Here is a 15,517-nt window from a genome sequence, read left to right on the forward strand (position 1 = left end):
AGATCCCTCTATTGCCGCTGAGCGAATTATCGAAGCTGCCAATGTCTAGAATGAGCAGTAGCATTGATCGGCGATGGTTCCACTTTGCCGTTAGGCTTTCGATCTCATTTCTGTTTCACTAGCACCTGCTCGCACCATAATTGTCCGAACAAGAGAACCAAATATCCTCCACCCGACAAGACTTAAGCTGGCGTGCCGTGTCGCTAACAGCAAATCATCAAGGCGTATCTGTATAACCCCATCAAATACTACAGCATTGCCCACTACATTGCTAGAGTCCCCTGGTAATGGTGGAAGATACATTCGCTTAGTGGATTTGAACTTTAGCATTTCACTGAGGAGTTGCTTTGCATCAGGAGCGTCAGAAAAAATTGGTTGCAATCGCAGGAGTGAGGCATAATCGCGGCGGCCCTGAACAAGGTCACAGGTTGAGCTTGCGATAGCAAATTTCATGTTAGTAATGCGCTCTCCCAAGAAGTAGCCAGCATCACTACTAACAATATCTCCCTGCAAAAGGGCGAAGGCATCTTCATCGTCGCGAATCAGACCTTTTGCTAACATATCCTGATATTCAATTGGCTGACGCACCAGCGCTCCCTCTGCTCCGAAAACTTTCTGACGGTCTTTTGTCTTACCAAGTCTATCGGCAAAGTCCTGAATAATTGTGAGAACTGTATCGTCGTGAGAAAGTGCGCGTAGCTGATTTTCAAGAGTTTCCAGATTGTTAGGCTCATTATTTGCTACAGCCATCACAATCAATCTATCCTATTGTCGATCGCATTCTCCGATTGCAGAGGACGCTCAATTTCATCAGGATCGAGCATCACCTCATCATCCTCATCCAAGTCGAAATTCTCTGGAACTAATCGATCGAACTTATTGCGAGTAGGAAGTTCAGGCAAATCTCCCAGCAAAGCCACAGCTTCAGCAAGTAGGCTGAGATTCTCTGGATCGGGGTGTTTTTGTGCCGCGCGCACAGCCAAGATTACCACACGCAATCCTCCTCTGGTGCGATCAACTTCGCGAGCTAATCCATACATTGTTTGAAAGTCGCGTTCCTCAATAATGCGGTACTGTCCTGTTTTTGTATGCAGGGTAGCAATGACACCATTCGCGATCGAACTGAGTGCTTCTGCGCCCTTCAAACGAAACTTCTCAAACGATGGCCAGCTTGCACCGTTTTGTAAGCTAAGTTTTTTATTTGTAATCTGCATAGTTGAACCTCCTTACTATATTATAAGATAAACCCAACGAAAAAACAACGGGTAGTAAATCCTAGCTTAAAATAATAGGACAGGATTTACGCACTCCGACTCCTCGAAACCGGGTTTTTGGCAGTTTCTGTGGCTGTAACGCGTCTTCTGGGCAAAAACCCGGTTTCTGACTACCCGTGCGTCTACGACTATAAATAAACCCGCCCAGGCTATACTAATTGAGTTGCGATCGCCCCAACCAACTTATCAATCTCCGCCTCAGTTGTAAAATAGTGAACACAAGCCCGCACACAATCAGGATTAAGAATAGTCCTTACCATAATTCCCTGTTTTTCCAACAAATCGATTAGCTTTTTCTGCGGCATCCCATTAGTTAATCGAAACGAAACCAAACCAGCTTCCGGCGCAGATGTCCGCAAACATTCCACATCGGGAAGTTCAGACAAACGCTCCCAGAGATACTTACTCAAACGGCAAATTTCTGCATACCTTTCCTCGATCGCACCCCATTCATGTTGCAGGGCGATCGCACTCCGCAAACCCGCATACAAAGGATAAGCCGAAGTCGCAATTTCATAGCGCTGCGATCCAGGCTTCCACCCAAGCACTTTAGCATTAGCATCCGTCACAATCCCCCGCCAACCGATAAACACCGGATGCAAATCTGCCAAAGCTTCAGCACTCACATAAAGCCCCCCCAAACCCTCCGGGCCACACCACCATTTATGACCAGTAAAAGCATAAAAGTCAACCCCGGATTCAATCAAATTTAAAGGCAAAACCCCCACAGATTGAGCCGCATCAACTAACACTTTGACTCCTGTTTGATGACATACTTTCACAATCTCAGCCAGAGGCAAAACTTGACCAGTATTCCACAAAATGTGACTGATAACCAACAAGCGAGTATTTGGCTGCAAACTATCAGCAATTACCGCCACCGGATCGCCTTCATTCAAAGTAGCCGCCAACGGACAAACAGAAACCTCAATGTTGAAACGGCGCTGAAGTTCCATTACACTAGCTACAATGCCGGGGTGTTCGCAATCAGAAAGCAGCAAATGGTCGCCTGCTTTCCAGTCAATGCCCCACAGCGCAATATTGCAGCCGACGGTGACATCTTCAGTCAGGGCAATGGTTTCAGGAGGTACGGTCAACTCAGATGCGATCGCACGTCGCGTCAGCATCGCCTCCTGAACCACCCAAGCCCCCACCTCCCCCGAAAACGGCCCCCCAAGCTGTACCCGTTTGTAAGCCTGATAAATCGCGTCTAAAGCAGGCTCAGGCAGCGGCCCTTGTCCGCCGTAGTTAAAATAAGCTTTATTGGCCAAAGCTGGGAATTGTTGCCGGTGATTGTCCTTTGTCATTTTTTTTGGGGAATTCTTGATAGCGTTAATATTGAATAACTAATGCTGTGAATTTTATACCTTTTGCCTGATACTCTATGCTTTGCGAATACTAAATGTTAATAACTGACAAACTGCTACTTTCCTATCAGCGATGCCATCTCCGAGCATTTTTAGACACCTGCGGAGACTGGAAACAACTAGATCCCCCCAGCGACTTTTTGCTGAAACTGATGCGCGACAGCGCGACATACCAGCAGCAAGCTTTGGAACACGAGACTTACCAACAACCATATTATCCTAGAGGGGATTGGGAAGCTGGCGCGGCCGCTACATTGAGTTTAATGCAGCAAGGGGTCGATCGCATTTACCGAGGAGTTCTGATCCAGGGGGAATTCGGCAAAACCAACGCCGCAACAACTTCTCTGGTAGGAATTGACAGTCAATATTTCCCCGAATTCGGCGAAATTCCCGAAACTCCCGTTGGTATTTCATCCTCCAATCTTCACTCTTCAAACATTACCCTAATCAGCCGCCCCCATTTATTAATCAAACAGCCGGGACCATCAAAATTTGGCAATTGGAGTTATATTACTGCGGATATTTGGCTTAGCAAGCGACCAAAACAAGAGTATCAAATTATCGCAGCTTTTCACGCCCACGTTTTAGCTTCCGTACAGGAAACAATGCCCGATACTGCGTGGCTGATGCTGCGAAAAAAAGGGCTGTGGGCGGTGAATCTCGACCAGCGAACTCCTCAGATGTTCGAGATTTTAGACAACTGCATTCAGATGATAGAAAATCGGGATAAACCAGAGGTGTTTATTTCCAGACAAAAGTGCAATCTTTGCGGTTGGTATACTCTCTGTCACGCCGAAGCCGAATCTATTAAACATCTTTCGTTATTGCCGGGAGTTACTGCCAGCCGCTATGCTAGACTAAAAACTCTCGAAATTACTGATGTAGAAGCTCTCGCTAATGCTAGTTCCGAACTGCTTTCTGAGTATCCCGAATTCCCGGACAGAGTTGCTTTTGATGTGGTGCAGCAAGCTCAATCGCACTTGCTAAATCAACCGCTGTTGCGGGAAGAACGAAGTTCGGCAACGGATTTTGTAACGGATGTAACGGATAGAAGTTCGGCAACGAGCAATGTAGGGGATTTAACAAATTTAACGGATGTAGGTGTGAGGAAAGAAAGAATAAGGGAAGAGGCAGAAGTTAATCAATTTATAACCATACCAGAAGTGGCCGAGAAGAGTTTAGCAACAGTTAATCTTGTACTGGGAAACACTACAGAAAATAAACCTGCGACATCTTCTATACCTGCACCAATTCTCCGCAAGAAACCAATTGCCTATTCCCAATCTGTCTTTTTGCCGATCGCCCCAATCGAACTCTACTTTGACATTGAAGCCGAACCCGAGTTAAACTTGGATTACCTCCACGGAGTCTTAGTAGTGGACAGGTACAACAATACTCAAAAATTTCACGGTTTTTTAGCAGAATCACCCGCAGAAGAAGGTGTCATCTGGCAGCAATTCTTAGAATTAATGTGGGCTTATCCCATAGCTCCGATTTTCCACTTTTGCGACTACGAAGTCAAGACTTTTAAGCGGCTGGCTAAACTTTACAATACTCCAGCTTATTTGTGGAAACCCGTGCTGAAACGGTTTGTAGATATTCACAAACAAGTGACGCAGAAAGCGATTATGCCCGTGGAAAGTTACGCACTCAAACCCATTGCCCGCTGGCTGGGTTTTGACTGGCGAGATGCTAAGGCTAATGGTGCTCAGTGCGTCTGCTGGTACGACGATTGGCTCAAAACTGGCGATCGATCGCTCTTGGAGGCGATCGTCCGGTACAATGAGGACGACTGTCGTGCTACTTATGTGGTTAAAGATTGGTTGACTAATTTTTTGCTGAATCATGAGCCGTGATTTTCTGATTTAACGAACCGCGAAGACGCTTTCATTCGCGAAAGAAGAAAGGGAAGAGGAAGATAGGTAATAATGTATTTATTGGTAAAATGCGAAAGCTAGGAAAAGCAACTATATTTATTGTCTGTTTTTTGATGGCAGCAAGTGTTGCTATTTGGGTAAACCAGTCAGCCAAATCTTTCGCTGTTACGAAAATAGATTTTATCGGCAGAGCAATATTTCCTACAGGTTCTCCGTTTCAGGGGACGGAAATTGGTGGACTTTCGGGAATTACTTATGATGCCCAGAAACAAGTTTATTATGCCATTTCTGATGACCGCAGCAGCAAGGCTCCGGCGCGCTTCTATACTCTCAAAATCAACTTGCAATCTGGTAAACTGGAAAAAGAGCAAATTACTTTTACTGGTGTCACTACTTTATTAGATGAAAACGGTAAAAGTTTTCCTGAATTAAGTTTAGATACCGAAGGGATAGCTTTTACGGGCAATAGCGTGTTTGTTTCTTCTGAGGGAGATGTCGATCGCCAAATAAATCCTTTTATTAAAGAGTTCTCCCTCGATGGTAAACTCCTGAAAACGCTGCCAATTCCAGAACTATTTTTGCCGGATGACAAAGGCACTAAAGGCATCCGCAACAATCTATCATTTGAAAGTTTAACTTTAACGCCCGATCGCAAATATCTATTTACAGCTACCGAAAACGCCTTGGTTCAAGATGGCGCCGTAGTTTCCCTGGAAACCGGGAGTCCGTGCCGGATTTTGCGCTACGATGCGGTGAGCGGCAATCCCGAAGCATCGTTTCTCTACATCACCGAACCGCTACCCGCTGGCGCGAATCCTGTGGGAAAATTAACTAGCAACGGTTTAGTGGATTTGTTGGCGATCGACGATAACCGCTTGCTGAGTTTAGAGCGTGCTTTCTCCCTGGAAACCGGCACCACTATCAGAATTTTTGAGATTTCTCTGGAAAAGGGCGATCGTATTGAAGCACTCGAAAGCCTCAAAAGCCGTCTGGGCGAGGTTTCTCCCGCTCAAAAACGCCTGCTGCTGGATTTGGAAACGCTGAAAATTCCCCTAGACAACATTGAGGGGTTGACATTTGGTCCGGTGTTAGGCGATGGTAGCAGAGGTCTGATTTTGGTGAGCGACAACAACTTCAGTCCCCTGCAAGAGACTCAAATTTTGGGCTTCCAAATAAAAGTTCAAAAAACCTCTTGACAAAAGGTGAAGTGATAGGCATAATAGAAATTGTGCCTGAAAAAACGGCAAAACGAGGGACAGTAGTTCAATTGGTTAGAGCACCGCCCTGTCACGGCGGAAGTTGCGGGTTCGAGCCCCGTCTGTCCCGTTCTCTCGTAAATAGAAAGTTTAAACCTTTCATAAATCTATTTTTAAATAGAGTCCGTTTGTAGTCAGGACTTCAGTCCTCCTGGGAATAAAAAAGGACTAAAGTCCTGACTGCGAATCTTATGATATTTATATAGCCAGACATGATTAAGGAGCGGGAAAATATGACCGTTACAACCATTAACCCCTCACCGGGAAAAATTACACAACGGGTAGTATTATCTAATATCAGTTGGCAGACTTACGAAAGCTTATTAGCAGAAGCGGGAGACAAGAGATCCTCGCGATTTTCATATTCTCAAGGAGTCTTAGAAATTATCATGCCATCCGACTTGCATGAAACTATTAACTGTTTACTCAAACGGATTGTTACAGCTTTGACTGAGGAGTTGGACTTCAAGATTAAGGGATTTGGTTCGACGACTCTCAACCGTGAAGATTTAGAACAAGGTGCAGAACCGGATTCCTGTTTTTATATCCAAAACGTCGATCGCATTCTAGGGAGAAGGCTTGACATCTCAACTGCTCCTCCCCCAGACTTGGTAATTGAAGTTGATATTACGAGTCCTTCTTCTAATCGATTTGTAGTTTACGCACAGCTAGAAATCCCTGAAGTTTGGCGGTATCGGGGACAAACTGTACAAATTTATCAATTGCAAAATCGGGAATATATTACCTGCGATCGCAGTCCGACATTTCCCATCCTTTCTGTAGCAATGCTCAATCAATTCTTGCAGATGGCAGAAACTCAAGATGACAATGCCATAATTCGGTCTGTGCGTCAATGGGCGAACGAGCAGTTGCGCTCGCCCGATCGGGAGCAATAATACTAAACTTAATTTAACTAATTCTTTTATCCCACGGACGCTCGACTCCCAGCAGCGCTCAAAGGTGCGAGGAAATAAAGGGTCGGGCGATCTGATATGTCAAAACCAGGACTATGGGCACGAGAATCGGAATAGCAACTAGCAGTCCCCATTTGCCAAACCTAAGTTTTTGACCGTCGGATTTTAACAGGAAAATTACAGCGGCAATTCCCATAAGTATCCAGAGACCACCAAAACCCATGAAGACTGTATAGCCTGCATCTTGCATTTTTTTGACCTTTAATAGTCGTCCATCTTTAATGTTAGTTGCAGTCTGTTTCTGCTGACATCTTCTGATAGGTCGATCGCACTTCCTAAATATGACTCATTTCGAGTAGGGTTGGCACCGGTCCTGACTTTCGCACTCGATCCGCTGAGTTCGATCGCTCATAATAGTTGCTAAATCCGGCCTTCCCGTCAGCTTCAGCCGCCAGTCTGCCCAAATTTCGTACAGCCAATTGGCGATCGCCCCAAAAACCGGTAACTTAGTAATTACATAAATCCATCCCATACCTAAAATCTCGTAGGTGCGGCGAAAAACCTCTACATTTTTAACCGTCGTACCGTCGGGTAACACCGCGTGAATCCGACCCATCGCCGTTTCGTAGTCGATTCCGCCGTGGGCTTCCGGGTTGTAGCCATCATCCGCTATATCCACAAACGACACTAAACCTCGCCCCGCGTCGCGTTTTTTTAAGAAATTCACCTCCCGCACGCACAGAGGACATTCACCGTCGTACAGCAACTCAATCTGCCAAGCAGGCGCAACAGACTTGGGTGAGGGTGCAACAGATTCGGAAAACTCAGTTTTAGCAGCAGACATAGGGAAATAATTTTTAATGTCGTCGATCGCACACAAACATTTTACAAGCATCAATAGTTATCAGGTGCGTCTTGGGTACTCCTAAAGCAGTTATTTGTGGTGTGAAAAATAGTCCCAAAGGTGAATCCTGTCTTGACCACCCGCAAGCTATTATCATCAAAATGCCCTCTCCTGCCATGCCGGAGACTTTCGCCCGATCGCCCGATAGTCGAATATCAAACAAATCGAGGCAAAGCACCTGCCAAGCACAACTGTTAATTCGGCAACAAAATATAATAAAATTTGAAGTCTTAAACATCAGCTATTCCCCCAACCCGTAAATCGCCCAATCTAAAAGCAAAAATCTACATGAATGTCAGAGTCCGTCTAGCGCCCAGTCCCACCGGAAACCTACACATCGGTACCGCCAGAACCGCCGTATTTAACTGGCTGTTTGCCCGCAACCAAGGCGGAAAATTCATCCTGCGGGTAGAAGACACAGACGTAGAACGTTCTAAAAGCGAATACACCGATAACATCCTCGAAGGACTCACCTGGCTGGGTATGGAGTGGGACGAAGGCCCGAGTTTTCAGTCACAGCGTCTGGAAATATACCGCCGAGCAGTCCAAACCCTTCTAGACAATGGACTCGCCTACCGCTGCTACACCACGTCGGAAGAACTCGACGAAATGCGGGAAGCACAAAAAGCCAACAAACAAGCCCCCCGCTACGACAACCGGCACCGCAACTTGACAAGCAAAGAGCGCGCAGCTTTTGAAGGCGAAGGGCGACAAGCTGTGATTCGGTTTATCATCGACGACGATCGCACGATCTCTTGGAACGACATGGTACGCGACACCGTAACCTGGAAAGGTAGCGACCTCGGCGGCGATATGGTAATTGCCCGTGCATCCAGCGGCGGTGTCATCGGCCAACCCCTCTACAACCTCGCAGTAGTTGTCGATGACATCGACATGGGCATCACCCACGTCATCCGCGGGGAAGATCACATCGGCAATACTCCGAAACAAATATTGCTCTACGAAGCTTTGGGCGCGACAATCCCAGAATTTGGCCACACGCCACTGATTTTAAACACGCAAGGGCAAAAGCTTTCTAAACGCGACGGCGTAACCTCGATTTCTGACTTCAAAGATATGGGCTACCTGCCCGAAGCTTTAGTCAATTACATGACTTTGCTCGGTTGGACTCCGCCGGATTCAACGCAGGAAATATTTACACTGTCGGAAGCAGCAGAATTATTTACATTCTATCGAGTCAACAAAGCTGGTGCAAAATTTGATTGGGATAAACTCAATTGGCTAAACAGTCAATACCTGCACAAAATGCCAGTGCCGCAATTGACAGATTTGCTGATACCTTATTGGTGGCAGAAAGGCGGTTATGAGTTTGACTTGGAGGCAGACCGCCCCTGGCTCGAACAAATAGCTGCTTTAATCGGCCCGAGTCTCGTTCGCTTAACCGATGCTGTGGATATGTGTAAGGTATTCTTCTCCACCACGGTGGAATACGAAGAAGAAGCACTCGCACAATTGCAGCAAACAGGGGCTGCACAGGCATTACAAGCAGTTGTAGAAGCTATGGAAAGTCATTCGTCCCTGACATCAGCGGAAGCTCAGAAAATCACTAAAAAGCTCAGTAAAGAGAAAAATCTTAACAAAGGGCTAATTATGCGATCGCTCAGAGCCGCTCTGACAGGTGCAATGCACGGCCCCGACCTGATAGAATCTTGGGTAATCCTTCACCAGCGAGGAACGGCTAAAACCCGTTTGCTTGATGCCATTAGCAACTTGAATGGGCCTGCTGTTGGTGTCGCGGACGAAACTCCTACCCCAGAACAACCACACGCAGAAACAGTCGCCGAAAGTTCTGCTACAGAACAGTCAGCAGTGAAGGTTTCAAAAGTCGAAACACCGACTCTTGAAACAGTCGAAACCCCGGTTGTTGAACCATCAGCAGCAGAGGTTTCAGAAGTGGAAAAACTTGCGATCGAAACAGTCGAAACGCCGACTGTCGAACAAGCAGTGGAAGTTACAGCAGTCGAAATACCGACTTCAGAAACAGGCGAAGTGTCGGCTCTTGAACCAACCGACGGGGAGGTTGCAGCAGTCGAAATACCGGCTCTTGAAACAGTCGCAGCAGCAGTTGAAATACCTGCCGCCAACCAGCAAAAAACTATTGCGAGTGGAGAAATGACTTCATCAAACGAACCAGAAACAACCGTTATCATTACCGAAATTCCTGCCGGAAGTGAAGCAGACAGTTCCAGCGATACCACAAAAGTCATAATTACCGACGAAACACCAAGTCAGACCCAGCAGATCAAAGAACAAATTCTCGCAATTTTGTCCGAGTTTCCCGCTTACATCGGCAGCTTTTACGAACAGTACAAAAGTCCCCTGACTGTTATCGGTGTAATTTTAGCCTCGATTATCTCTTTGAAAGTGCTTTTGGGCATAGTAGACGAACTCAATGACATCCCCCTGCTAGCACCCACATTCGAGCTAATTGGTATCGGATACGCGGTGTGGTTTGTCTACCGCTATTTGCTGCGATCGTCCAATCGGCAACAATTAGGTCAAGAAATTCAAGCCTTGAAAGAACAAATTTTCGGCAAAAAATCCTAAACTTTTGCTGTAATTCGTTGAATTTTTACCCGAAACTGACAACTTTAAATAAGTTGTCAGTTTCGGGTTTTTAAATGACTAATCACTAATCACTAAACCCCAGCCGCAGTAAAAGCCGCCCAATAATAAGGATTGGCAAAAGGATAGGGTTTGCGGTTGCGAATTTGCTGCAAAGAAGCCTCCGCAATCAGGCGAGAACTTTGAGAAAGCCGATCGAACATTTGCGAAATTTGAGGTTGAAAATCCGCCAGCAACACCTCCAATTCCTCGCCAGTCAAATCCCGCAGCCACCTTTGAGCGTCCCCCAGCGCGATCGCCACATCTCCCACCTGCAACCGAGAAAACCGTCCCAGATTTTCATAAAACTTGCTCGTCAGCAACAGTGTAGAAACATCGTTCACCTTCCAAAGACTGCTAACCACACTAGACGTGCCAGCATACAACAAACCCGCTGACAAACCCACAAAATCTCCTCCAGCACCGCTAACTCCGCCAGCGGCAATTTCGCAACCCGATAAAGTAACTAAAAAATATTGCCGCAAATCCAGATTAAAAATTTCCTCTAAACTCAGAGAATCATTCCTCAAAAACACTGCCGATTTCAGTGGCCAAGCCAAATTAAGCAAACTCAAACAAGCAAAATGAGCGCATTTTTTCTGCTGCAACTGCCCTATTTTCTGAGGCAAATTCCCATTATTAGCAGACATTTCTTGGGAAAAAGCCTCTTGAATTGCCGGCTTATGGCGCACAACTTCTGTACTGGCAAAATACTGGGAAATCTTGCCGATTTCAATGTTGCTGTAGAACGCATCTCTGGTGAAAGTTGGAATTGCCAAAAGCTGCTGCAAACCGGGTCTGTACCGACCAATAGCCGCTCCGCGTGCACTTTGTCTCAACAGCAATAGCTGACAGCTAGGAGCATAGCGAATTCCTCCGGCAAATCGATCGATCAAATAAGCAGCAGGCGCTGCAACGTCGCCAAAAGACGAACTTTGAGAAAAATCCGAAAGGCTGTAGGTTTCCACATCAAAACCGCTGCGATCGCTCCACCCAGACCTAAAAATTCCCCCATCCTCCTCAAACCCGTCTCTCCCCGCCAAAGGCAAAGCGTGGAGTGGCAAAGCGTGCAAAAATCGGTGCGGCACAAAAATCAGCCGATCGCAATTCTCCGGAATCAGCGCCACCACTCGATCGATTTCCAGTATCGCAGCCAAGCGTTTGAGGCGAGCCGGGAGATGATTGATCCAGCGACCTTTTTGTTCAGAATAAGCGCTGAGGTACTCCTGGGCCCAAGTTTCGGCAGCCAAAGCATTTTGGAGGGAACACAGGTGAACGGCGGGATATTGTGCACTCTTTACCACCACAAAAGCAACCAGCAACTCCCCCAAACTCGCCCACGCCACAGCAGCGCAATTGTCATCAGGCAACAATTGGCGAATTTGCTCGAAAGCGATCGGTTCAACTTTGTGAGCTAGGCTGAAGAAAGGGTCGTTTGCCTGCACCTCCCGCGCAATCAACCTATCAAACTGCTTCCACAATTGATTTAAGTGCATGAAGTCCGAGTTCGGCACCAGAGAACCGCTGTTCAAACCTTGGCTATCGCCCTCAGAAATCAAGGTCGCGTTCGGCTCAGGTTCTCCCTGTTCTTGGTGCCGCTGTTCCCCCGCTATTTCCAGTCGCAGCGACTCCAACTCGCTTCGCACCGCTGCCGGAATTGTGGCTTTCGGAGTCAAGTGGCATTTAACCAGCAGTTCTACCAAATTCCGATTTTTGTGGCGTTCGGCGTATTCCAGAGCCTTAGCGTAATATTCAGGTTGGCTAGCGCCGAGTTCCAAGCAGACTTGCACCAGGCATTTATAGAGTCCCGCCCAAGTGCGGGTTAATTTGACTTTTTCGGTACTCGCCCGATCGCCAAAATCGACTGTATCAACCCCTACTTCGCAACGCAAGAATTCCACAGTATCGACAGCAGCAGTAAAAACCCCGTAGGCGCGAAGCAAGTCGCCTCGAACTCGGTAAGCTTGACCCAAATAAAATAAAATTTCAGCCCAGCGGTGGGGATAGGTTTCGCGAGTGTAGACTTGACAGGCGCTGTGATAGCAGCCGATCGCGCTTTCCATGTGGGACAAGTCTTCCGCCTCTGTCAGTTGCGAATAAGCCCTGCCGAGATAAATTTGCAGCATTGCCCAGCGGTTGGGATATGCCTGCCTGGTGTAGACTTCGCCCGCATTTTGATAGCAGGCGATCGCGCTTTTTAGGTTACGGTTTTTTTCCCCTTTCACGTGTTCGCAGAAAGCGCGGCCGAGGTAGGCACACAGCATCGCCCAGCGTTCGGGAGATTTTTGGCGGTTGCAAAACAGCAAAGCATTTTGATAGCAGGCGATCGCCATTTCCATATTTTCGGCTTTTTCCCCTTTCACCCGCCGACTGTAGATCCTACCGAGGTAAGTTTGGATCGAAGCCCAAGCTTCGGGAAATTTGATGCGGGTGTAGACTTGTAAAGCATTTTGATAGCAGGCGATCGCCATTTCCAAATTTTCCACCGGATCGCCTTTGATGCGATCGACAAACACCCGGCCCAAATTCCTTTGAGTAGTCGCCCACTGCTGCGGAAAAGCTTCCCGAGTCCGCACCTGCAAAGCTCTCTGATAGCACGTAACCGCGTATTCGAGATTTTCAGCTCGGTTGCCCCGCAGCAACTCGCAGTAAGCATTTGCCAAATTATTTTGAGTTGTAGCCCAACGCCGGGGAAACACCTTGCGGTTGTAGACTTGCAAAGCATTGTGGTAGCAAGCGACTGCCAGTTCCAGATTTTCAGCTCGGTTGCCCCGCAGCCGCCGGCTGTAAGCACGGCCGAGATTGTTTTGAGTGCTCGCCCACTCTTCCCCGAAAGTTTCGCGGGTGCGAACTCGCAGCGCGTTTTGATAGCAGGCGATCGCGTGTTCTAGATTGTCTGCCGGATCTCCCCTGAGACGCTCGCTGTAAGCGTTGCCTAGATTGTTTTGCAGCGTCGCCCACTGTTCCGGGTACTGTTCGGGCGTGCGTACTTGTAGGGCATTTTCAAAGCAAGCGATCGCCTGTTCGATATTTTGAGCCTTATCACCTTTGGGACGATCGCTATAAGCGTTGCCCAGATTGTTTTGCATCACCGCCCATTCTTGGGGAAAGTCTTTGCGGGTAAACACCTTGGCAACTGTTTCGTAACCGGCAATTTCGATTTCCAAGTTGTGAGCTTTGCTGCCGAGGGGAAACCGCCCAATTTTGTTGCTCAAATTGCCGATTAACGCTGCAATCCGCCTAGTCTCCGATTCTTTGGCAGCAGGAATCACCAAAGTGGCCCAGTGGCGCAGCAGTTGTGCGAAATTCTGGTCGAGTTTGTCTAAATTGTTTCTCAGCAGCGAGTACAGGTGCTGCGAATCAGGGCCGCGCGCGACTGCCTGCAATACTTCTGCTAAAAAAGCCAGATAGGCTGCCCCGGTTGCGGGCAATTTATAACTCCCTTTTGCAGATTCTAAGGGTGCGATCGCCCTTTGGAAAAATTTTGCAGCTTTCAGCAAGCTTTCTCGCGTCAGTGCCACTTCTTCCAAATAAAGCGTTTGCACGAACCCAAAGTCGATCGACTTTGGGTTCGTCCTCAAAATCAAATCTATTCCTGAGTCGCCAGGATTTTCCAGCAGCGCTTGGAGCATATTAACATCAGTTTTGCGACGCTGTTCGTCCATCGTGCATTCCGCCAAACTATTAACCATAGGAGCGCTGCTTCCGTGCAACCAAGTGAACTACCCACCGCTAAATCGTAGTACCGAATATAGTAGGGGCTTCTGTACTCATAGGCGAGTGCCTTAGCTGAGACTTTCGTCCAACCTTTGGTCTTACCTCGCCTCCTAAAGCCGAAACGGCTGAACCTTCCGCCTTTAGTATTTTGATACCTTCTGCTTTCATCTTTATCGCTGCGTTCCCCTCCCGATCGCGATCGGTAGCACAGTGAGGACAAGTCCATTCCCTCATATCTAATGGCATCTCTGTCATTTGATAGAAACAATTAGAACAGAGTTTAGAACTGAAAACCCCTCTATCAATCTCGACTAAGTTCCCGCCTTTGCGTTCCCACTTGTAGACTAAGAAGTTGGTAAAACTTCCCAAAACCTTATCTGATATTGCTTTCGCCAAATTTTGATTGCGAATCCCGTTCCAGAAATGAAAGTTTTCTACTATGACATCGAGGCGATAGCTGACCAACTTATAACTAAGTTTATGTAGAAAATATTGCCACAATTTCCTAAACCGATCGCCTACCTTTGCCACAGCTTTTCTATCTTTGTATTCAGAATTACTGCTTTTATGCTGGGCTGTTAACTTTTGCTGCTGGCGCTTCAAGTTCTTCTCCTGCTTGGCAAAATTCTTGGCATTGTCATATTTAGATACTTTTAAATCGCCAGGAATTCTACCTTCTTTTGTTTTATGGTTCTCAGCATTCTTGATTTCATTCAGTATAGATACAAGATATTTACCTGAATATTTTTTGCGAATAAGTGAAATCTCAATTTTTTCCTCACTTAATCTATATCTATTTATTTTCTTCGGGGTCATTCTCCTATAATTTAAAATTATAGTACACACAAATTTGACGCTTTTAGGATGCTGAAATAACAGTTTTTTAGCTTGATATGGTAACTTATAAAACCCAGCCATTTCATCAAAAAACTTTTTGTATGCAGTCGTTAAGTTGAGCGTAGCAGCTTGCCCTAATTGGCTGTAATACTGAGTTAACCCTACACTTCCATCGGATTTTTTGAGAGCAGGCAAAAGTGTGTTGAGGCCGGAGCAGCCACGTCCTTTACCAGTTTTTTTATAAACTTCAATTGATTTATTTAGATCGTAATTAGACCACCAACGCGCACCCCCAAAAGTTGAAGCTACTTGTATTTGTTGATTTTGGGTAGGATACAAACGAACTTGGATAGCCTTGTGTAGCAATCAACATCACCTCCTTGGTTCTTCTATTCTCTCACAATATACAGTTGATTATCAAAGCATTACCAAAAAATTTTGTGACGAGGATTACATATTTTCTCTCTTGAAAGCGATAGCCAAAATTACTTGAGGATGCAATCGCCGTCACCCGCCTTCCCACTATAACGGTACTCAGTTGAGTTGGAAGGGCGCGAAACAGTTAAACCAGGATTCACAAGTCCCAACAGACACGCAGATAACGAAACTAGCACCTACAATCGCTAATAGTATAATTTTGCGCGTTGCTCTTTAATAAAATCCCGGTTAAAAGCGCCGTCACCGTCTGGGGGCGGGTTTCACAGACAGTTCTAAACTTGACAAACCCGCCCCGACAGACTTGCAGC

The 15,517-nt window shown here is 46.7% G+C and carries 12 protein-coding genes, 1 tRNA gene and 1 pseudogene; 6 read left to right on the plus strand and 8 right to left on the minus strand.

What is annotated here, in order from left to right; genetic code table 11:
• Positions 1-90: 90 nt before the first annotated feature.
• From QUA27_RS17910 to QUA27_RS17920, 3 genes are all read right to left on the minus strand, one after another.
• The gene (locus QUA27_RS17910) at positions 91-750 is read right to left on the minus strand and encodes a hypothetical protein (RefSeq protein WP_333069441.1); all 660 of its coding nucleotides are present in this window, start codon (positions 748-750) and stop codon (positions 91-93) included.
• A gap of 5 nt (positions 751-755) precedes the next feature.
• The gene (locus tag QUA27_RS17915) at positions 756-1,214 is read right to left on the minus strand and encodes a hypothetical protein (RefSeq protein WP_333069443.1); all 459 of its coding nucleotides are present in this window, start codon (positions 1,212-1,214) and stop codon (positions 756-758) included.
• A gap of 209 nt (positions 1,215-1,423) precedes the next feature.
• Positions 1,424-2,581, minus strand: a complete 1,158-nt coding sequence (locus QUA27_RS17920) for an aminotransferase class V-fold PLP-dependent enzyme (protein ID WP_333069444.1) — start codon at positions 2,579-2,581, stop codon at positions 1,424-1,426.
• Positions 2,582-2,676: 95 nt separating this feature from the next.
• Between QUA27_RS17920 and QUA27_RS17925 the strand changes: the two genes are divergently transcribed.
• From QUA27_RS17925 to QUA27_RS17940, 4 genes are all read left to right on the plus strand, one after another.
• Complete coding sequence (locus QUA27_RS17925) at positions 2,677-4,497, plus strand: TM0106 family RecB-like putative nuclease (RefSeq protein ID WP_333069445.1); 1,821 nt, start codon at positions 2,677-2,679, stop codon at positions 4,495-4,497.
• An 89-nt stretch (positions 4,498-4,586) separates the two neighbouring features.
• On the plus strand, positions 4,587-5,714 hold the full coding sequence (locus QUA27_RS17930) for an esterase-like activity of phytase family protein (RefSeq protein ID WP_333069446.1): 1,128 nt from the start codon (positions 4,587-4,589) through the stop codon (positions 5,712-5,714).
• 56 nt (positions 5,715-5,770) lie between these two features.
• Positions 5,771-5,844, plus strand: a tRNA-Asp gene (locus QUA27_RS17935).
• Between the two features lie 163 nt (positions 5,845-6,007).
• Complete coding sequence (locus QUA27_RS17940) at positions 6,008-6,670, plus strand: Uma2 family endonuclease (protein WP_333069447.1); 663 nt, start codon at positions 6,008-6,010, stop codon at positions 6,668-6,670.
• A 58-nt stretch (positions 6,671-6,728) separates the two neighbouring features.
• Here QUA27_RS17940 and QUA27_RS17945 read toward each other — a convergent pair whose 3' ends face one another.
• The 3 genes from QUA27_RS17945 to QUA27_RS17955 all read right to left on the minus strand — a co-directional run bounded on the left by QUA27_RS17945 (position 6,729) and on the right by QUA27_RS17955 (position 7,830).
• Positions 6,729-6,938 (minus strand): hypothetical protein, encoded by a 210-nt coding sequence (locus QUA27_RS17945; RefSeq protein WP_190735803.1) that lies wholly within the window; start codon positions 6,936-6,938, stop codon positions 6,729-6,731.
• Between the two features lie 96 nt (positions 6,939-7,034).
• A complete protein-coding gene (locus QUA27_RS17950) occupies positions 7,035-7,532 on the minus strand; it encodes a thiol-disulfide oxidoreductase DCC family protein (protein ID WP_333069449.1) in 498 nt (165 codons plus the stop codon).
• A 13-nt stretch (positions 7,533-7,545) separates the two neighbouring features.
• Positions 7,546-7,830, minus strand: a complete 285-nt coding sequence (locus QUA27_RS17955) for a hypothetical protein (RefSeq protein WP_333069450.1) — start codon at positions 7,828-7,830, stop codon at positions 7,546-7,548.
• Between the two features lie 50 nt (positions 7,831-7,880).
• Between QUA27_RS17955 and gltX the strand changes: the two are divergent.
• Together gltX and QUA27_RS17965 are read left to right on the plus strand one after the other, a co-directional pair.
• Positions 7,881-9,323, plus strand: a pseudogene (gltX, locus tag QUA27_RS17960) (glutamate--tRNA ligase); the annotation flags it as partial.
• A gap of 402 nt (positions 9,324-9,725) precedes the next feature.
• Positions 9,726-10,160 carry a CAAD domain-containing protein gene (locus tag QUA27_RS17965; RefSeq protein WP_333069484.1) on the plus strand — a complete coding sequence of 145 codons (435 nt, stop codon included), beginning with the start codon at positions 9,726-9,728 and terminating at the stop codon, positions 10,158-10,160.
• A 92-nt stretch (positions 10,161-10,252) separates the two neighbouring features.
• On the opposite strand, the gene QUA27_RS17970 is transcribed toward QUA27_RS17965, so the two are convergent.
• Both QUA27_RS17970 and QUA27_RS17975 read right to left on the minus strand, forming a co-directional pair.
• The gene (locus tag QUA27_RS17970; protein ID WP_333069452.1) at positions 10,253-13,909 is read right to left on the minus strand and encodes a CHAT domain-containing protein; all 3,657 of its coding nucleotides are present in this window, start codon (positions 13,907-13,909) and stop codon (positions 10,253-10,255) included.
• Positions 13,910-13,949: 40 nt separating this feature from the next.
• A complete protein-coding gene (locus tag QUA27_RS17975) occupies positions 13,950-15,137 on the minus strand; it encodes an RNA-guided endonuclease TnpB family protein (protein ID WP_333069453.1) in 1,188 nt (395 codons plus the stop codon).
• Between the last annotated feature and the right edge of the window lie 380 nt (positions 15,138-15,517).

Origin of the sequence: Microcoleus harperi Pol14_C6, assembly GCF_036701295.1 — a bacterium.
Classification (GTDB): Bacteria; Cyanobacteriota; Cyanobacteriia; order Cyanobacteriales; family Microcoleaceae; genus Microcoleus.